We start from the raw sequence: 19019 nt of genomic DNA, 5'->3' as shown, positions 1-19019 counted from the left end.
GTATCTTGCACCACTGAGCTGAACTATTATTTGCATTCTCCAATGCAGGTTATTCCAAATACAACGATGCAAAAACCAGAAAATAATTTACCCGCAAAAAGAAAGAGACGTGACCGCCTCTTTCTTCGACAACACCGCTATTTTCCAGGCTTAAAGCTGTCCTTCAGCTTTACAGATCGGTTGAACACCAAGGCTTCCGGGCTGCTGTCCCTGTTGTCCACGCAGAAATACCCCTGACGCATAAACTGGAAGCTCTCTCCCGGTTTCGCCGTCTTCAGCGTGCTTTCCAGTTTGCAATTATACAGGATCTCCAGAGAATCCCGGTTAAGGTAATCGAGGAAATTCCCCTCTTCGGGATTTTCCACCGTAAAGAGATTATCGTAAATACGCACCTCGGCGTCAATGGCGTCAGAGGCATCCACCCAGTGGATGGTACTTTTGATCTTTCTCCCGTCAGCGGCGTTGCCCCCTCGGGAGTCCTTGTCATACTCGCAGGTTACCTCGATCACATTTCCTGCCTCATCCTTTTTACAGCCGGTGCATTTGACAATGTAAGCAGTTTTCAGCCTTACCTCATTTCCTGGGAAAAGACGGAAATACCCTTTTACAGGCTCTTCCATAAAATCTTCCCGCTCAATCCAGAGCTCACGGCTGAAGACCACCTCCCGGGTGCCATCCTCCGGTTTGTTGGGGTTATTCTCCACTTCGAAAGTTTCGGTTTTCCCCTCCGGATAATTTGTGATGATAAGCTTAACAGGATCCAGTACCGCCATGACCCGCCGGGCATTCCAGTTCAGGTCTTCCCGCAGGCAATGCTCCAAAAAGGCGTATTCCACAGTGGAATTCACCTTAGAAACCCCGTTGCGTTCGCTGAAATTGCGAATGGCGGCAGGCGTATATCCGCGGCGGCGCAGGCCGCAGAGTGTGGGCATCCGGGGATCATCCCACCCGGCCACATAACCGCCCTCCACCAGGGAGCGCAGCTTCCGCTTGCTCATCACCGTGTTGTTGATTCCAAGCCGGGCAAATTCGATCTGTCTGGGTTTGGAGGGCAGCGTCACGTTCTGGATCACCCAATCATAAAATGGGCGGTGATCTTCAAATTCCAGAGAGCAGAGAGAATGCGTGATGCATTCCATAGCGTCCTCAAAGGGATGCGCGTAGTCATACATGGGATAAATGCACCATTCGCTTCCCGTCCTGTGATGCTCCGCATGGTTGATCCTGTATATGACCGGATCACGCATATTGAAATTGCCGGAAGCCAGGTCGATCCTTGCGCGCAAGGTCATCCTTCCATCCTCAAATTCTCCAGCCCGCATACGTTTGAACAGGTCCAAGCTTTCTTCTTTGGGCCGGTCGCGGTAGGGACATGTGGCAGGCGTCGTCAAATCTCCCCGCATGGCTTTCATCTGTTCGGGCGTCAATTCGCAGACATAGGCGAGCCCTTTCTCAATCAGCTCCAGCGCCCCCTGATACATAGCTTCAAAATAATCGGAGGCAAAATAAAACCTATCCTCCCAATCATAGCCCAACCAACGGATATCTTCCTTGATGGCATCCACATACTCCACGTCTTCTTTTGCAGGGTTGGTATCGTCCATTCTCAGATTGCAAACCCCGCCGAAGCGTTCTGCCGTGCCAAAATCGATATATATGGCTTTGGCATGGCCAATATGCAGGTAGCCGTTCGGCTCGGGTGGGAAACGGGTGTGCACCCGCATGCCTTCACATCTTCCGCCGGGACCAATGTCCTCCTTAACGAATTCATCGATAAAATTCGTTGACACAATGCCGTCTAAATTATTTTCCTCGCTCATACGCGTCTATCCTCTTTTCACTTTGTTTAAAATTTTGCAAGACCCGCTCTGAGCCGCCGGAGGGCTTCCTCCCTTCCAAGCAGCGTCAAAATTTCCATGGCGCCGCCGGGAGTAACCAGCGTTCCTGCCGCCGCAATGCGGACAGGCCAGAGCAAGGTTCCATTTTTCACTTCGAGCTTTGCCGCCAGCTCGATCAGGCAGTCGTGAATCACATTAAGCTCCCACTGGGGGAGCTGTTCCAGCACTTCCAGCGATGCTTCCAACATCTTGGGAGAATTTTCCAGCGTAGTTTTGCTTTTCTTATTCACAAAGAAATCCACTGGATAATCAGGCTGCTCCCGGAAGAAAGAGAGAAGCGCCGGAATTTCATTGAATTTGGTGATACGGGCTTTTAAAATGGAATTGAGCACCTCCCAAGGCTTTTCCTCCTCACCGAACACTTCCCGGTAATAAGGCATGGCGTGCTCCAGAAACTCGCTTTCTTCCATTGCCCTGATGTACTCGCCGTTAAACCAGCTGAGCTTATCATAGTCAAATACGGCCGGAGATTTACTGATGCGGTCAATGGTAAAGTTTTCTACCAATTCTTCCAGCGTAAATATTTCCCGATTGTCCTTCGGGCACCAGCCCAACAGCGCGATATAGTTTGTAATGACCGGAGCAAGATATCCTTCCTCCAGCAGGCCCTCAAAGCTTGTAGAGCCATGACGCTTCGAAAGCTTTGACACGCTGCCGTCCTCATTTTTTCCCATGATGAGCGGTAGATGGACATAGGTGGGAATCTCCCAGCCGAACGCCTCATAGAGCAGATTATACTTTGGGGTAGAGGTCAAATATTCACAGCCCCGCACCACATGCGTGATATTCATGAGATGGTCGTCGATGACATTGGCAAAATTGTAGGTGGGATATCCGTCCGCCTTCAAAAGAACCTGGTCCTCGATTTCCTTATTTTCAATGGTGATGGCGCCGAATACGGAATCCTCAAAAGTTGTGGCTCCGGTCAGCGGAACCTTCTGCCGGATGACATAGGGCGTTCCTGCGTCCAGCAGGCGCTGTACTTCCTCCTGAGGCAGATCCCTGCAATGCCGGTCATATCCGCCGAACCCCTCTTCCTGATGCAGAGAGTCCAACCGTTCTTTGGTGCAGAAGCAGTAATAAGCCTTGCCCTCACGGACTAACTGTTCCGCATAAGGCCGGTAGAGCTCTTTTCTCTGGCTCTGTACATAGGGACCGTAGTCCCCTCCCATGTCCGGTCCTTCGTCGTGTTTCATTCCCACCTTTTGGAGAGTTTTATAGATCACGTCCTCCGCGCCCTCTACCAGCCGTTCCCGATCCGTATCTTCTATACGCAGCACAAATACGCCGCCTTGCGATTTTGCCACAAGATATTCGTAAAGAGCCGTGCGCAGATTTCCTACATGCATAAAGCCTGTAGGACTTGGGGCATACCTTGTCCGAACCATTGCCATGTTCTCTATCTCCTTACTTCAACTGTGCGAGAAATTCTTTCCCTCCTATTATAACAAAATGGTACCGTTTGGCAACAAAAATCTGCCCTTTATTTTATGCCCTTCTTTTTTAAATAGAGCACATATTCTTCAAGGCACATGTCAAGCCGCTTCATTTCTCCGGCGTGCTTTTTTCCCACATACCTGTAATGCCAGCTTTCATTGTCAATTCCGGTGATTTCCACCTTATCCTTTTCATACCTCTGCACAAAACCGTATTCTGCCGCGTGTTCAGAAAGCCAGCGATAAGCTGCCGTCTCTTCAAAATTGTCGCTGACATCGTTCAGGTCCACCGCAAGGCCTGTGTGATGTTCGCTGTAGCCGGGACGCGCTATCGTTTTCAGAGCCTCTTCCCTGGCCGACTTTTCCTCCATGCCCGCATCCAGATTTTCTTGCACCGCCCGGTCCAGAATCACCGTTTGTTCTTCTACGCTCCGGTAGCCGGAGGCCACCCAAAACCAGACTTCTTCCTTACCAGCTGCCTCAAACATGGCGGTCAGATCGCCATACATTTTCAGGTCCACCTGCTCGTCATCAATCATTCTGGGTATTACCTGCCAGTTTTCCGGCAATGGAACCCTGTCGTTCACCAAAACCAACAGCGGGTCGGAAAGCTGTATATAATTCTCAAAGGGATCATCCAGCTCTTGTTCCAGCTGTGATTCCGGCCTATTCTGCACTTGCGCCGCTGCTTGAGCAGCTGTAGACGCCGCCTTGCGGACAGCCTCCCGGTTGTGAAGATACCCGAAATAGCTCAGCACAATGCATAGCAGCACCGCCCCTATCACAATTCCAGCGGCCAGCGGTTCTGTGACGCTTCTATTTTTTCTAAAAGATTCCGTCCGTTTCAATCTCCTGACACCCTTTCCTGCCAAAAAAGCTTTTCGATTATTTTTCTCCAAAGCTTCATATAAATGATAGGCAAAAGAAAATATATTTTTTGGAGAATCAGGGCGGGCCTTGGGAAAAAGCCCCTGTTCTCCCGGAAAGGGTTTGGGATTGATGAGGAAAATTTTCATTTACGGCGACCGGGGGCTCCTCCGCAACTATGCGGACGCGCTGGAGTTCTGCGGTGCCCGGGCAATTTTCGCCCAGAATACCGAATATGCCCACGACTGCAGCGGCCTGCTGCTTCCCGGAGGCGGAGATATCGACCCGGCGCTATATGGTCAGGAGAATACCGGGGAAAGTTATAACATAGACAGGGAAAGAGATGAGAAAGAGTTGGAGCTGATCCGCGCTTTCAGCGTCACCCACCGTCCGATTTTGGGCATTTGCAAAGGAATTCAAATTCTCAACGTCGCCTTCGGCGGAGATCTGATCCAACACCTCGACACGTCAAAAGCGCACCGTTGGGACGGTCAGACAGGGGACCAGATCCATGAGATCACCGCACATCCCGGCAGCTTCCTGTCCGCTCTTTACGGGGAACGCTTTTTTGTCAACAGCGCCCATCACCAGGGAGTGGGAAAGATCGCCGCCGGCCTTACTCTCTCTGCCGAAGCAGGCGACGGCGTCGTGGAAGCGCTGGAAGCGCCGGAGAAACAGATCTATACCGTACAATGGCATCCGGAACGTATGAGCTACCACAAAAGCCGTACGGATACAGTGGATGGACGCTATCTCTTCGAATTTTTCCTGAACCTCTGCGGCTGAGCCTCTCCTGCAACCGAGCAGCAAAGACAATCAGCGCACGATCCGAGATCAGCCCGTAACCCACGTCTTCCGTCGAAGCTTGCCGGAACAGCGGACGGGTTAAAAAATAGGCGTTTTAGAAAAGAAAGGGCAATAAAGGATGTGCCAACACAGCATATCCCGGGCAAGCGAAGGGAGGCGGTATAAAAGAAATACCGCCTCCCTTTTGTACGATTCTGATTTCATTCCCGAAACATCAGGTTTCAGATGTTTCAAACGCCAATTGAGAAAATAATTTAGGGCTTTACTGTCTGCAATGTCCTACAACTCCGCAAAATAGAGATAGAAAAAGACCGCCGACGAAAGTCGACGGTCTTCCCAATTGGTGCGCGAGACGGGACTTGAACCCGTACGTCGAAGACACACGCACCTCAAACGTGCCTGTCTGCCAGTTCCAGCACTCGCGCATAACCAACGTTTGCAATTATACCATCGGTCCCAGCAGTTGTCAATATGAAAATACAACCCTAAATCAAAAAAATTCCAAAGCAGTGACATCGGCAAGGCCCATCTGGTCCGCCGGCTTTTCAGCAGACCAGCACCATCACATCCTCATTGTGAATATCCTTTTCGCCATTGAATCGAAAACCAAATTCCTCGTAGAGCCGAATCGCCACCTTGTTCTCTGGGAATACACTGAGATAGATTTCTCCGCACCCATACTCAGCCTTCAGCCTTTCGAGCAGTTTTGACAGGCATGCCTTTCCATATCCTTTTCCCTGGTAGCGGGCATCAATCAGCAGACGGTCCAGCCAGACCCTTTCGTGGGGGCTATCCTTCCAGCGGCAATACATGGCGAAACCGATCAGCTTTTCTCCATCATATACGGCAACCGGCCTCCAGCAAGAAAATTGACCGGCTTCCTCAAGACACTCCGTAACAGGCTCAATATATCCTTCCTGACCCTTAGCTACTTTCAGCCCCTGCACCGCTTTCCGGTTAATATCATTTACTGTTTCAAATTGAATGTTCATCGTGGCGTCTATCTTCCTTTCTCTGCTGCGACAGGTTATCCCAATCTCCAATTCCCGCCGCTTCTCGTTCAAAAGTCAGTATAGACCATGGGGTAACCCTATAGTCAAGCCCCAAAAACAAACGTACAGGCTTCACCGAATTTCTCTATTTTATCGCGACATAAATACGGATTTCACCGAATTTCCCTTCAGAAACTTGCATATATTCCTCAAAATCCCCAGTATAGGTACGCTCCAAGGGAAGCTGCCATATTTCTGACCACAGCTTTCCCACTTGCTCTATACCGCCCCCGGGAACCACAAACTCAGCATACTTTCCGCCGGGGATGCGCTTCTCCGTCAATCCCTTGCCCGGTTCACCGGAAGCAACTTCAAAACCCACAGTGATGTCGTACCGGTCCTCACAATAATCGGAATACAATCCTATGGATTTCCCATCCGTTTTCTTTTCAAACCCCATAAAAAGTTCCGGCTCAAACAGTTGTTTCCACAATCCTCCAATGATTTCCTGCATTTTCGGGTCATTATTTCCAGTCTGCGCACACAACCCGATGATTCTCTTCTCCGGCAGTTCCACAATCTGATACTCTGTCACATTCCACACTCCTTTTCGTTGGTAGGCACAGTATATCAAAACAAACTTGACTACAGCATGTCATATTTGTAGCAGGCCATTCTGCAGTTTCCGAACTGCCTGAAAGTTGTCCCAGCTCTTCCGAAACTGTGAGAAACCCTATCAAAAAATACCCCGTCAGCTTTTATAATTTTTCAGAATTTTTTCTGCCCGCTCCAGCAGTTCTTCTCTTACCTGGGGCGGCGCTATTACCTCCAGCTCCGGACCGTAGCCCAACAGATAGGAATACAGCCATTCATTCTGCGGCATGGCAAAGCGAATCAAAAAACTTCCGTTCTCCTCTTTTTCCCAAAAATCCGGTGGAAACTCATCGTATACCCGGTATGCCATGCGAGGCGATGCCCGCACGGTCAATTCAATTTGGCTGTCCGGCTGCTCGTAGGCGCTCTCCCTTTCGGGGATGTTCCTTTTTTCAAAATGCTCAGGGAGCGTTGCCAACCCCCTCATCCGGGTGAGTTTGAAATACCGGAAGTCACTGCGGATACGGCACCAGGCCAGCAGATACCAATCATATCCACGAAAGAAGAGACGGTGCGGTTCTGCCGTACGCTCCACCGTACTGCCGTTTGCTGCACTATAGGAAAAACAGACCACCTGCCGGTTTAATATGGCCTCTTTCAAAAGTTGAAAATACTTTCCCAGTTCGCCGGAAGAGGTCCAGGGAGAAAAATCCACTTCAATCCAATCTTCCCGTTCCGCTCCAAACAGGGAAGACAACTTTTCCAGCAGCGGCTGCACCTCCTCTTCCCTCACCGCCTGCATTCCCTGAACAGAGGCCAGCAGCTCTCTGCGCTCCTTTACCGAAAGCAAAGATTTGTTTAGCACAAACTGCTCCATCAGTCGGATTCCGCCGCCCTGTCCCCGGTCGGCATATACAGGAATCCCGGCCTGCGCCAAGGCGTCCACATCACGGTATATGGTGCGGGGCGACACCTCGAACCGCTCTGCCAATTCCCGGGCCGTCACAGACCTTCGTTCCAAAAGTAGATAGACTATTTCAAACAACCTGCTGATCTGCATGTAAATTCCCCGCTTCTTAGTATATTCCGAATTCCCAGATTACCAGAATTGTAACATATATAGAAGAAAAGGAGAAGCTTCCGCTTCTCCTCCTCACTTTACATATAGCAGAAATAGATGGTGGTTCCCAGTACAGAGTCGTAATAAGATTTGTAGATACCGCTGCCGGTAACAATGGAATTCTGTCCGATAACAGTTTCCGGGCACATACTGCCGTGCTCCAAAAGATACTTTGCGTTTGCGATGGTACGGGCATCCGGTTTTTTATTGATAGAGCCGTCCCAGGTGGGGGAATATTGACCCGGCTGGTAAATCACTTCCCGGATAGTGTCGGGGTAATAGGGACTGGCCACCCGGTTGAGCACCACGCTGCCCACAAGCTGCTGTACCCAGTTGGGGATCCAGGTGCAGCCGGCTTCCGCATAGATGATACGGGCCAACAAATCTAAATCTTCCTGTGTATATTTGGGTTTGCTGTCCGCTTCCATTGCCGCCAGAATTTCCTTAGCACTGGAATATGTGGTAAAGTATGAGGTTTTTTCAAACGCAAGACCCAACATGTCAATCTTATAATTTCTTTGCTTCTCATAGATAGCGCCTACCTGCAGCGCATAGGAGCTGCCGTCCTTCAAGGTACGCTTCATCGCAGCCAGATAATCGATTTTCGGATCATAACCGTTGATGACGATATGATCTGTGATTCCTGCCGCAGAAGCGGAAATAGCGCCGCCGGCAATCAGGCTTGTCAGTAAAATCAGCAGTGTCAGCAGGACTGAAATACATCTCTTCATGTGTTCGAGTTCTCCTTTGTTTTGTTTTTTCATTTCTATGAAACGTATCTCCGATTTATGCTCTCTATTTTTCAGAAGCGTTATCTATTTTATGTCACCTTATTCTTGCTTTCTGCCGCAATCTGTCGCGATAATTTTAAATCTTATGTTAATTTACTATTTTATATATCTCTGCCGTCTTCCTGCTGTCTCCTGTAGACGAGTGCATTTATCCCCATTTTGTGGTATGATAACTACCGAAACCAGCAACACTGGAGACAGGTTGGAAAATAGTGGCAGCTAAACTATGCAGCTTGTCTGCTGCAGGCGTGATATTCTGACAACCATGGTTTCAAACCGATCATTCTGGATTCGGAGGTTTTCTATGCCTGTTAATAAGTCTGTTCTGTGCCGTACTTTGCTCGTATGGAAAAGAGTGGTGCCGGCTCTGCTTCTCTTTGAAATCTGTTATCGGCTACTCTCCGCCTTTGTGTTTCAACCAGTCTTTTCCCTGCTTGCTGATTATACATTGGGAAACAGCGGTATAGAACTTGCTTTTAATGAACGCATTGTGGGAGCCTTTGCCTCTCCCCTGGGGCTTTTGGGTGGTATTCTGCTGGGTGTACTCGCTATGCTATCCATTTATTACGAGTTTTCGGTTCTCTTTCTCAAAGCGTCTTGCGCCTTAGACAACGAACAAGGGCCTTCCCTGCCCACCATCCTGAAATTGGCGGTTCCCACACTGCGAAGCTTGAAAAGTTGGAGTTCTGCCGGTTTCGCCATCTATGCACTGGGACTATTACCGTTAGTGGACCTGGGGCTTTCCTCCGCCCTGCTGCCTTCCCTCCGCATACCTAACTTCATTACAGGTGAACTGTCCAAGACGGTGCCGGGACAGGCTGCTGTCGCCGTGTTTTATACAATTGCCGTTTTTCTTTTTCTGTTTCTGCTTTTCACACTTCCCCATATGTGCCTTGGCGCCGAGCGCTTCAGCCGGGCATTCCGGCACAGCTGGTCAGACCTGAAGAAGTCCGGATGGAAGGCAAAAGGTCTATGTGCCGCTTACTTTTTTCTATGGAGCTTTCTATTCCACTGGCCGGGCGTAATCCCGTCCCGCTTCGTAGGTATCACCGGGGCTGGCTTGCCGGAGCTGATCACTAATCTGCTTGACGGCAAGCTGCTTTCCTCCCTTCCGGCTTTTCTGCTCTCTGAACTGTTGCGAATCGTGCTTTCCCTTTTTCTGATTTCTCTGCTCACCGTACTCTACCACCAGCTGGGCGGCTCATGTACCTTAAATACCAGCGCTCTGCCGGCGATTTCAGAAAAGCTGGACCGCACCCGGCACGCCGTGGGCAGCGTATGGCATAAGGTGACCAACTGGTTCAAGGGTGTTTGGAAAACCTTCAGCAAACGCCCCTTCTTCCAAAAGCACAAGAAGCTGCTGACTGCTGCTGCTGTTTTTTTAGGTATTTCGTTTATTGCAGGGGTCTTTGCTGCGCCTCCTGTGCTCCATGCCCCCATTGCCATCGGCCATCGGGGCAGTTTAGAGGGGGTAGAAAACACACTGGAATCCGTACAGGGCGCCATCGATGCCGGAGCTGACTATGCAGAAATTGACATTCTTCTCTCAAAAGACAGCATACCCATGGTGATTCATGATACAAATCTCTCCCGCCTTACAGGTGATTCCCGAAATGTTTATGAGCTGACTGCTGCTGAACTGAAAGAATTAACCCTCTCACAAAATGGCAGAAAGGGCCAAATTTCAACTCTCCAGGAAATGCTTGCCTACTGCAGAGGAAAAATCAATCTCCTGATTGAGTTGAAAACACACGGTCATGAAACAGTTGACATCGCCCTGCAGGTTGCCGAGGCTGTAGAGGACTCTGACGCTGAAAGTTTCTGCATGTTTATGTCCCTGGATTACAACCTGGTAGAAGCTCTTCGGGAATTACGCCCTGGATTTACCATTGGATATTGCGTCTACGGCAGCATTACAGATGTGGATACCAGTTCCCTGTTACAAAACGGCGTCGATTTTCTCACCATCGAAGAGAATATGGTTTCTCCCCGGCTCGTCAACCGTTGTCTGCATGCAGGCCTGCCTGTCTACGTGTGGACAGTGGACGACTATGATAATATGAACCTCTACTTGAAGGAGAATGTCTCCGGCCTTATTTCAGATTATCCTGATGTCGCGAAGCTGGCTGTTCAAGATTATTGGGGAGATACAGCCTCCGACTATTACCGATGGCAGAAGGAATGGATCGAGTATTGACCTTCCAGCCTACATGCACATTTGCCCAAGACAGAAAATGTGGCGGCTTTATAACCTGTCAAAAATAAGAAGCCCCGGCCGGATAACCGGCCGGGGCTTCTCTGATGAAGTTTTTTACTTCATGCCCTTTTCATAGCTCTCGATCATTTTCTTGACCATCTGGCCGCCGACAGAACCAGCCTGACGGGAGGTGAGGTCTCCGTTGTAGCCCTGCTTCAGGTTAACGCCCACTTCGGAAGCAGACTCCATCTTAAAACGCTCCATAGCTTCTTTGGCTTCGGGAACCATGACAGAATTGTTTCTCATTGTTTTTTTCTCCTTCAAAAGATTTTCTTTTTTTGCGTTTGCATTAAGTAGTTTGACTGAAAGGACTATCTTTATGAATGACAATTTTTTCATGCCGAAAGTTCCTAAAATCGTGCAAAACGCTTTTCTCTTTTAAAGATTTAAAGAAGTTTAAGCCTTGCGATTCCCTTCCGCTAAGAAAAGCACAATACCAATTATGCTCCATTTTTGAAAAGATTGTTTTCCTTATCTTATCGGTTCAGAACAATTTCAACTTATAGAGTTTCCAATTCCAAACAAACCGGATAGTGGTCTGACAAATAAATTCCAGCATGCTGATCCTTCCAAAGAACGACCGAATGCTGTTTCCGGGCGGTAGCTTCATCCGTATAGATGTAATCGATTTTTTCCGGCGGATCCTGGCGTCCGAAATCATGAAAAGTGCCGCCGGTTTCCCGGGTTAAGTCCTTTAAGGGAAACTCCCCAAAAGTATCGCAGAAATTCACCGTTTCGCTTCCGGGCAGCGCGTTGAAATCGCCCAGCACAAATACAGGCAATTCCGACCTTTCCCGGTCCTCCAGCACTTTATTCATGACCTGACGGATACCCAAGATGCGGGCCTCGTCGTTAATATGGTCCAAATGGGTGTTGTAAACCCGGAAGGGTTTTCCATTTTGCAGGCGGAGCGTCAGGCTTTGACAGACTCTCGGAAATTCGCTTTGCTGTTCAAAACGGGATCCCGGCAAATACGGCGTAGGAGACAGCCAGAAGGTCTCCGTGTCCAGCAGCTCTGTGAAGTCTTTCCTCAGAGCCGTACACAGTCCCTCTCCGTCCAACTCCCGGTTACGGCCGCGGAAATGCAGTTCATAATCCGGAAGATGCCTCTTTAAAAACGGAACAATCCGCTCCGTCGCCTCCTGAAAGCATACCACCTCTGGCTGCTCCGCATCCAGCTTATCCAGCAGCTGGCCGGCCCTGTGTACAAAGGAGTTGATCCCGTCGTTATCCCAGGTGCAGCGCAGATTATAACTGACCAGCTTCCATGTTTCCCTCACTTGTTTAACCTTCTTTCTTTTTGAAACAACTCTTACAACAGAGTGTTCTTCGACTCTTTTCCTTGTTACCGCTGGGAAACGGTGTAATAAAGCCCTTGCTTCCATTCCGGAAGCTTCCGAGTCTTTCCAAATCTTCTGCTTCCTTCGGCTCCCAGACCGTATCAAGACCTTCCTATTCCTTAAAAGCCATAAAGAAAAATCTGGGAAACCGGAAAATAATTTCCCCATTTTTTTGAATGGGATAGGCCGCCTTCACCTGTTGAAAGATTTCCTTTTCAAACTCGGTTCTGTCCTCCCCCTGCAACGCCTCCAAATAGGGCCGCAGGCCAGTGGACCGGTACCAATCCAAAATCGCCTCGTGAGACTGCATACGATGAAAATAGGTAGTCTGCCACAGATCGAACCGGGAAGAAAGCTCAGACAGCAGATCAAAATATTCTTCCTGACGCAGGTTGTAAAAGATCCTGGGCTCCTTAATTTTTTCTCTCCACCGTTCGCTTTGCGCCGTCCGTCCGATGATCTGATGGATAGGTTCCTCGTAATTCATAGGGGTTTGCACTGCCAGCACACCTCCGGGATTCAGAAGCCCCATCAAATTCTTAAGCAGAGCAGGATGGTCCGGAACCCATTGAATACAGGCATTGGAGAACACCACGTCAAAGCGGCGGTTCAGCGCAGAAAGCTCGCAGCTCACATCGCAGCGCAGGAATTCCAAGCCGGGAAGGTTTTCCCGGGCAGCCTGAAGCATCTCTTCCGAAGAATCAATCCCTATAATTTCAGCTTCAGGAAACCGGGCCTGCAGCACCTGAGTGCTGTTGCCCGGGCCGCAGCCCACATCCAAAACCGAGGCCGGACTTAAAAGTCCGATCCGGCCAGCCAAATCCACCGCGGGCTGTGTGCGTTCGGTTCCGAACTTCAAATAATCCCCGGCATTCCAACTGCCCATTTGCACCATACCTTTCTCAAGATTACAAAATCTTACAGCTTCAGTTTGGTCCAATTACCTTTGCGGAAACGGACGAAAGTCATAACAAACCGCACAACCTGATCGCAGGCCGTACCCAGCCAAGCGCCCATAAGGCCCAGGCCTACTGGATAACACAACAGCCAGCTCATACCGGGACGAATACAGGTAACGCTGATCAAGGAGACAAAAGCGGTAAATTTAGTATCCCCGGCGCCGCGCAGACAACCAAAGAGCACCACTTGCTCGATCTGCACAAAGAGGATCACACTCAGTATCCGCATGATCATCTCTCCGTAATCCAAGATGATCTGCTCCTGTGAAAACAGGGCAAAAATATCCTTTCCAAACAAGAAATAGAATGAGGATATGACAAACGCACAGATCAGTCCCGTCTTTTGACAGACATTGCCATATATTTTCGCCATGTCCGGCCTTTTTCTGCCCAGACTCTGTCCGATCAGCGTGACGGCCGCCACGGAGAAGCCATCGCCAAAGGAGAAAGACATGCTCATCATGTTCATGCCGATCTGATGTGCTGCCAGTTGGGTGGTACCAAGGCGAGCCACCGTCATGGAAAATAACAGAAAACCGATGCGCAGGCAAATTTGTTCCACGAACGCGCTGGAACCCACATTCAAAATGGATTTTATGCTGAGCTTGTCCGCAATCCATCCTTTTACCGCCCTGAGATAAATAAAACCGTCCTTATGAAGAACAGAAACAATGCTCAGCGTGCAGGCGCAAACGGTACCGATGACGGTGGCAATAGCCGCCCCCCGTACTCCAAGGGCCGGAAATCCGAAATTTCCGCCTATCAGCAGATAGTTAAAAATCACATTTACCAGATTGGAGATCACATTCGTAACCATGGCGATACGGGTGTTGCCCGCTCCCCGCTGTGCCGCGTTCAGTACCAGGGAAACCGTAGAAAAAACGGAGCCGCCCATAATGATGCGCAGGTATTCCACCGCATACTCATGGGTATCGGGCTGAGACCCCACCAGTGACACAATGGGTCCTGCAAAGATGACAAAAACAACGCTGATCAATGCAGTGAGAATCAGGGTGAACAGCAGCAGCATACGCACGACCCGGTTAGCGCTCTCCCGATCCCCCGCCCCTTTTCTGCGGGCCACAATAGCAGAAACAGCCACATTCAGTGATATAAACACAGCCAGGCCCAAAAACTTTGGCTGTGTGGTCAAGCCCACCGCCGCAATGGCGTAGGAGCCCAGCGATCCCACCATGATGGTATCCACCACCCCGGCTAGGTTTACAAAAAATGACTCCAGCACAGACGGCCAGGCCACGCTCAGGGCATCCTTGACGATCTGCCGTTCCGGCGGTACCTCCCCCAGTTCCATGCCCCGGCAAATCTTTTCAGGATTTACAAAATGCAACTTTCCTCACCCAATTCCTCAATAGTTGACAATGCAACCATTATATCACTGCTGCCGCCTCTTTGCAACCGGCAGCAGTCCTTTCTTCATTCCAGGACAGCGGCCCCCGGTGCAGCGAAAGCAATGTAACTTTTTCCCGTATTGACATGCAGGGGCATACCGTCCTCGGAAGTAAAACGCAGGCTGGAATATTCATCCTCCTTTTCCCAGCAAATCCGCTGTGCCGCCCCCGCCGAAATGTAATAACCACGGTATCCCTCTCCGCCCTGCCAATTCAGGTCCAAACGGCCCTCACGGTCCCGCACGGAGAACTCCGTCTCCAGAAGAAACACATTGGTAAAGGCCAGTGCTTTTCCCGTTCTGCCATCCCGCTGATCTTGACTGCCAAAGGTTTTGTAGTAAAGCTGAGAACCCTCATTATATTGAAAGGTGCTGACAGCTTCCGAGCCGAGGGATAGCGTAAGTCCAGTACAGGCTTGACCTTCGGGCAGCTTCGTAACCGGATTAAAATCGAAAATCGGGTCTGATTTGTGCACCTGCAGTTCCAGTCGAAAGCCGCTTTGCTGCAATACTTCCGGCAGCTTCACCCCATTAAACACACCTGTATGTTCCCAAGAATACCCCTGATTCAGGCGGGTTTTATCCCGGGAGAAAAGACCGCTTCGGTCTGAAGCACCGTCCAGCCGGTCGAGTTCCAGATAAGACAGCACATCAGCCGTAAGAGTTTCATCCTGGCCCCAATGGACAAAATAGGCGTCAAAGCCTGCGGCCAAAACAGGGAAATAATACCGGCAGCTTCGTATAGAACATATTTCCGGAACGGCGGTGTAATCTCCATATAACGTCAGGAATCTGGTTACGCCGCCTTCCACCGGCAGCTCAAATACCAGGTCGGCCTCGCTGATGCCATACTGGGGAAGGGAGGCCTGGCTGTTGCCCACCACAACTGCCACAGGCCGCATGCCAATCGCTTCCTGGCGCAGTGTGGGCTCTCCTGTCAGCAGGTTGAGGTTTTTCGGCTTTGCAGTAGGGGTGGGGCGCGGCGTATAAGCCGGCCTTGGCTTTATCGGCAAAACCGGTCTGGGCGTGACAGCCGGCGCCGGTGCAGAGGAGCTTTCTTCGGGTTCCTGATAGACAATGCCGCAGCCGGAACAGAGAAGCAGAATCAGATACAGCAATGCCAGCACCGCCCATTTTCGTTTCACATTCCTCTCCTCCTTCCGCCAGCCTAGTATGCGAAAACTTTTCTCTTCTGTCAGCTATTATAGCGCAGTCTCATCATTCCGGCAACTGCGTCTTTTGACGCCATAACTCCCGTATCCTGTCCATTATCATTTTCAGCCCTGGTTCTGTCCCCCAGGCAGACATCCCTGTATCAAAACAGAGCGGCTGTCGGGAGGTCATTCTCCCGGCAGCCGCTCTGTACATTCTGCCGATCAGTCTTCAAACAAATCCTTCAATTTGGAAAAGAAGCTTTTGCGCTTTTGATAGTTTTTGTCATCACTGGCGGAATCCAATTCGGAAAGCAGCTCTTTTTGCCGCTTATTCAGGTTTTTGGGAACCTCAACCGTCACCTGGACAAACTGGTCTCCCCTGCTTCTGCCGTGCAGGCTCTGAATGCCCTTGCCCTTGAGTTTGAAGACATCGCCGGGTTGGGTCCCTTCGTGCACATGATAGCTCACCTTGCCGTCCAACGTGGGAACCACCACATCTGCGCCCAAGGCGGCCTGTGTAAAGGTGATGGGCATCTCGCACCAGACGTCGTTGCCCCTGCGCTCAAATATGGGATGGGGCCTTACCGAAACATAGATGTGAAGATCGCCGTTAGGCCCGCCGTTCGCACCGGCGTTGCCCTTACCGCCTACATTGAGAATCTGCTCGTCATCGATACCTGCAGGCACCGTCACCTCCACGGTCTTCTGACGGCGTACCCTGCCCTTGCCGTCACAGGTCTTGCAGGGCGTCTCAATGAGCTTGCCGGAGCCGTTGCACCGGTCGCAGGTCTGGGTGGACTGCACCACGCCAAAGGGGGTGCGCTGGCTGATGCGCACCTGGCCCGTGCCGCCGCAATTGGGGCAGCTTTTCGGAGAAGTACCCGCCGCCGCTCCGGTTCCGTGACAATCCGCGCAAGTTTCAATCTGGTGATAGGTAACGCTCTTTTGGCAGCCCTTGGCAGCCTCTTCAAAAGAGATTACCAGATTTGCCTGAGTGTCGCTGCCCCTGCGGGGCGCATTGGGATTCGCCCGGCGTGAACCGCCTCCAAATCCCCCGAAAAAGCTGTCGAAAATATCTGTAAAGTCAAAACCCGCACCCTGGAACGGATTCCCTCCTCCGGCGCCGCCGCCAAAGTTCGGGTCCACACCCGCATGACCAAACTGGTCGTAACGAGCCCGCTTATCGCTGTCGGAAAGCACCTCGTAGGCCTCGTTAACCTCTTTAAACTTGGCCTCCGCTTCCTGGTTTCCAGGGTTCAAGTCCGGGTGGTACTGCTTTGCCAGCTTCCTGTAGGCCTTTTTGATTTCATCGTCGGACGCCCCTTTCGAAACCCCCAACACCTCATAATAATCCCTTTTATCCGCCAAACTCAATCACTCCCAAACAGCGAGACGCTGTATCCAATGTCAAACCGGCAGGCCAGACTCCTATTCGCCGGACTGCGCAGGTTCTTTCTTTTTACCCAAAACGCAGGGGCAGCAATGTGCCCCTGCATCTAACCTTATTCTAAATTTCAGGTTTTAGGCTTACTCCACGTCCTTGTAGTCGGCATCATAGACATTCCCATCGGTGCCAGGAGCACCGGGATTGCCCGGGTTCGCGCCGCCGTCATAGGGAGGCTGAGGACCGCCGGGATTGCCGTCGTTGGGATTGGCGGCCTGATAAAGCTTCTCGCTGACAGCGTACACCGCCTTCTGCAGCTCTTCTGTCCCTGTCTTAATAGCCTCCACAGAGCCGTTTTGCATGGTCTCCCTCAAAGCGGCCACCTTGGTGTTGATCTCGTTCTTGTCGGCCTCCTGCAGCTTATCGCCGCTGTCTTTGATGAGTTTCTCTGCGGTATAGCAGAGATTTTCAGCATTATTCTTGGTGTCCACTTCCTCGCGGCGCTTTTTATCCTCTTCGGCATACTGCTCAGCCGCTTTCACAGCCTGATCAATATCTTCTTTGCTCATATTGGAGCTGGAAGAGATGGTGATATGCTGCTCTCTGCCGGTGCCCAGATCCTTGGCGGATACATTTACAATACCATTGGCATCGATATCAAAGGTCACCTCAATCTGAGGGATACCGCGGGGAGCGGGAGCGATTCCATCCAGCTTAAAGAGGCCAAGCTGCTTGTTGTCCCGGGCAAATTCACGTTCACCCTGCAGGACGTTGACCTCAACCTGCGTCTGTCCGTCGGCTGCAGTTGAGAAAACCTGGCTCTTCTTGGTAGGAATAGTGGTGTTGCGTTCGATGATCTTGGTCATAACACCGCCCATAGTTTCCACACCCAGGGAAAGGGGCGTGACATCCAGCAACAGCAGGCCCTGTACTTCGCCGCCCAGAACGCCGGCCTGAATGGCTGCGCCGATGGCCACGCATTCGTCAGGGTTGATGCCCTTGAAGGGATCCTTACCGATGAAGTTCTTGACAGCATCCTGAACAGCGGGAATCCTGGAAGAGCCGCCCACCAGCAGAACCTTGCTGATTTCATTGATAGACAGGCCGGAGTCCTGCAGCGCCTGACGCACAGGGCCCATCGTCTTTTCCACCAGGTCCGCGGTCAGTTCATTGAATTTGGCGCGGCTGAGCGTCATGTCCAAATGCTTCGGACCGGTGGCATCCGCCGTGATAAACGGAAGATTAATGGCCGCGCTGGTCATGCCGGAAAGCTCGATTTTTGCTTTCTCCGCAGCTTCCTTGATACGCTGCATCGCCATCTTGTCGCCGGAAAGGTCAATACCGCTCTCCACCCTGAAGCTCTGTACGATCCAATCGATGACGCGCTGGTCAAAATCATCGCCACCCAGACGGTTGTTGCCCGCCGTAGCCAGAACTTCCTGTACGCCGTCACCCATCTCAATGATGGACACGTCAAAAGTACCGCCGCCCAGGTCATACACCATGACCTTCTGATCGTTGTCCTTATCTACACCATAGGAAAGGGCCGCAGCGGTAGGCTCGTTGATGATACGCTTCACATCCAGACCGGCAATTTTACCGGCATCCTTGGTTGCCTGACGCTGTGCATCCGTAAAGTAAGCAGGTACGGTGATCACCGCGCTGGTAACAGTCTCGCCCAGATATGCTTCCGCGTCCGCCTTCAGCTTCTGCAGTATCATCGCGGAAATCTCCTGAGGAGTATAACTTTTATCGTCAATGGTCACCTTGTAATTGGAGCCCATTTCTCTCTTAATAGAAGCAACCGTACGGTCGGGGTTGGTGATGGCCTGACGCTTTGCCACTTGCCCCACCATGCGTTCGCCGGTTTTGGAAAAAGCCACCACAGAAGGCGTGGTGCGGGCGCCCTCGGCATTGGCGATGACGACGGGTTCACCGCCCTCAATGACTGCAACACAGGAATTGGTTGTGCCCAAATCGATACCAATAGTCTTTGACATGATAAACTACCT

The 19019-nt window shown here is 50.9% G+C and carries 16 protein-coding genes and 1 tRNA gene; 2 read left to right on the top strand and 15 right to left on the bottom strand.

Features of this window, described 5'->3' with window-relative positions:
- Window positions 1-137: 137 nt before the first annotated feature.
- The 3 genes from BN3911_RS10380 to BN3911_RS10370 all read right to left on the bottom strand — a co-directional run bounded on the left by BN3911_RS10380 (window position 138) and on the right by BN3911_RS10370 (window position 4182).
- Window positions 138-1820 carry a glutamine--tRNA ligase/YqeY domain fusion protein gene (locus BN3911_RS10380; protein ID WP_066865147.1) on the bottom strand — a complete coding sequence of 561 codons (1683 nt, stop codon included), beginning with the start codon at window positions 1818-1820 and terminating at the stop codon, window positions 138-140.
- A gap of 26 nt (window positions 1821-1846) precedes the next feature.
- Window positions 1847-3292, bottom strand: coding sequence for a glutamate--tRNA ligase (gene gltX / locus BN3911_RS10375; protein ID WP_066865144.1), 1446 nt, complete (start codon window positions 3290-3292; stop codon window positions 1847-1849).
- Window positions 3293-3381: 89 nt separating this feature from the next.
- Window positions 3382-4182, bottom strand: a complete 801-nt coding sequence (locus BN3911_RS10370; protein ID WP_066865141.1) for a M15 family metallopeptidase — start codon at window positions 4180-4182, stop codon at window positions 3382-3384.
- A gap of 151 nt (window positions 4183-4333) precedes the next feature.
- Here BN3911_RS10370 and BN3911_RS10365 point away from each other — a divergent pair, with 151 nt between their 5' ends.
- Entirely contained in the window at window positions 4334-4987 is a 654-nt protein-coding gene (locus BN3911_RS10365; RefSeq protein ID WP_066865138.1) for a gamma-glutamyl-gamma-aminobutyrate hydrolase family protein, read from the top strand.
- 362 nt (window positions 4988-5349) lie between these two features.
- On the opposite strand, the gene BN3911_RS10360 is transcribed toward BN3911_RS10365, so the two are convergent.
- The 5 genes from BN3911_RS10360 to BN3911_RS10340 form a co-directional block, all read right to left on the bottom strand.
- Window positions 5350-5433, bottom strand: a tRNA-Leu gene (locus BN3911_RS10360).
- A gap of 120 nt (window positions 5434-5553) precedes the next feature.
- Window positions 5554-6000 (bottom strand): GNAT family N-acetyltransferase, encoded by a 447-nt coding sequence (locus tag BN3911_RS10355; RefSeq protein ID WP_066865136.1) that lies wholly within the window; start codon window positions 5998-6000, stop codon window positions 5554-5556.
- 145 nt (window positions 6001-6145) lie between these two features.
- On the bottom strand, window positions 6146-6595 hold the full coding sequence (locus BN3911_RS10350) for a GyrI-like domain-containing protein (RefSeq protein ID WP_066865133.1): 450 nt from the start codon (window positions 6593-6595) through the stop codon (window positions 6146-6148).
- Between the two features lie 156 nt (window positions 6596-6751).
- The gene (locus BN3911_RS10345; RefSeq protein ID WP_066865130.1) at window positions 6752-7654 is read right to left on the bottom strand and encodes a helix-turn-helix transcriptional regulator; all 903 of its coding nucleotides are present in this window, start codon (window positions 7652-7654) and stop codon (window positions 6752-6754) included.
- A 98-nt stretch (window positions 7655-7752) separates the two neighbouring features.
- The gene (locus BN3911_RS10340) at window positions 7753-8445 is read right to left on the bottom strand and encodes a cell wall hydrolase (RefSeq protein WP_066865127.1); all 693 of its coding nucleotides are present in this window, start codon (window positions 8443-8445) and stop codon (window positions 7753-7755) included.
- A 364-nt stretch (window positions 8446-8809) separates the two neighbouring features.
- On the opposite strand from BN3911_RS10340, the gene BN3911_RS10335 reads away from it, so the two are divergent.
- A complete protein-coding gene (locus BN3911_RS10335) occupies window positions 8810-10702 on the top strand; it encodes a glycerophosphodiester phosphodiesterase (RefSeq protein ID WP_187127728.1) in 1893 nt (630 codons plus the stop codon).
- Window positions 10703-10816: 114 nt separating this feature from the next.
- Here the strand turns inward: BN3911_RS10335 and BN3911_RS10330 are convergent, their stop codons facing one another.
- The 7 genes from BN3911_RS10330 to dnaK all read right to left on the bottom strand — a co-directional run bounded on the left by BN3911_RS10330 (window position 10817) and on the right by dnaK (window position 19007).
- Window positions 10817-11008, bottom strand: a complete 192-nt coding sequence (locus BN3911_RS10330) for an alpha/beta-type small acid-soluble spore protein (protein ID WP_066867759.1) — start codon at window positions 11006-11008, stop codon at window positions 10817-10819.
- Window positions 11009-11262: 254 nt separating this feature from the next.
- Window positions 11263-12042, bottom strand: a complete 780-nt coding sequence (locus BN3911_RS10320; protein WP_066865119.1) for an endonuclease/exonuclease/phosphatase family protein — start codon at window positions 12040-12042, stop codon at window positions 11263-11265.
- A gap of 172 nt (window positions 12043-12214) precedes the next feature.
- Entirely contained in the window at window positions 12215-12988 is a 774-nt protein-coding gene (locus BN3911_RS10315; protein WP_066865116.1) for a methyltransferase domain-containing protein, read from the bottom strand.
- Between the two features lie 32 nt (window positions 12989-13020).
- On the bottom strand, window positions 13021-14373 hold the full coding sequence (locus tag BN3911_RS10310; protein WP_066865113.1) for an MATE family efflux transporter: 1353 nt from the start codon (window positions 14371-14373) through the stop codon (window positions 13021-13023).
- A gap of 122 nt (window positions 14374-14495) precedes the next feature.
- Window positions 14496-15614: a DUF3048 domain-containing protein gene (locus tag BN3911_RS10305; RefSeq protein ID WP_066865110.1), complete on the bottom strand. Its 1119-nt coding sequence runs from the start codon at window positions 15612-15614 to the stop codon at window positions 14496-14498.
- A gap of 231 nt (window positions 15615-15845) precedes the next feature.
- A complete protein-coding gene (dnaJ, locus tag BN3911_RS10300) occupies window positions 15846-16991 on the bottom strand; it encodes a molecular chaperone DnaJ (RefSeq protein ID WP_066865107.1) in 1146 nt (381 codons plus the stop codon).
- A gap of 159 nt (window positions 16992-17150) precedes the next feature.
- Window positions 17151-19007: a molecular chaperone DnaK gene (dnaK, locus tag BN3911_RS10295; RefSeq protein ID WP_066865104.1), complete on the bottom strand. Its 1857-nt coding sequence runs from the start codon at window positions 19005-19007 to the stop codon at window positions 17151-17153.
- Window positions 19008-19019 lie beyond the last annotated feature (12 nt).

It is taken from the genome of Neglectibacter timonensis (genome assembly GCF_900048895.1).
Lineage (GTDB): Bacteria > Bacillota > Clostridia > Oscillospirales > Acutalibacteraceae > Acutalibacter > Acutalibacter timonensis.
The sequence above is the reverse complement of the archived record's forward strand: the minus strand, read 5'-3'. Positions and strand labels throughout refer to the sequence as shown.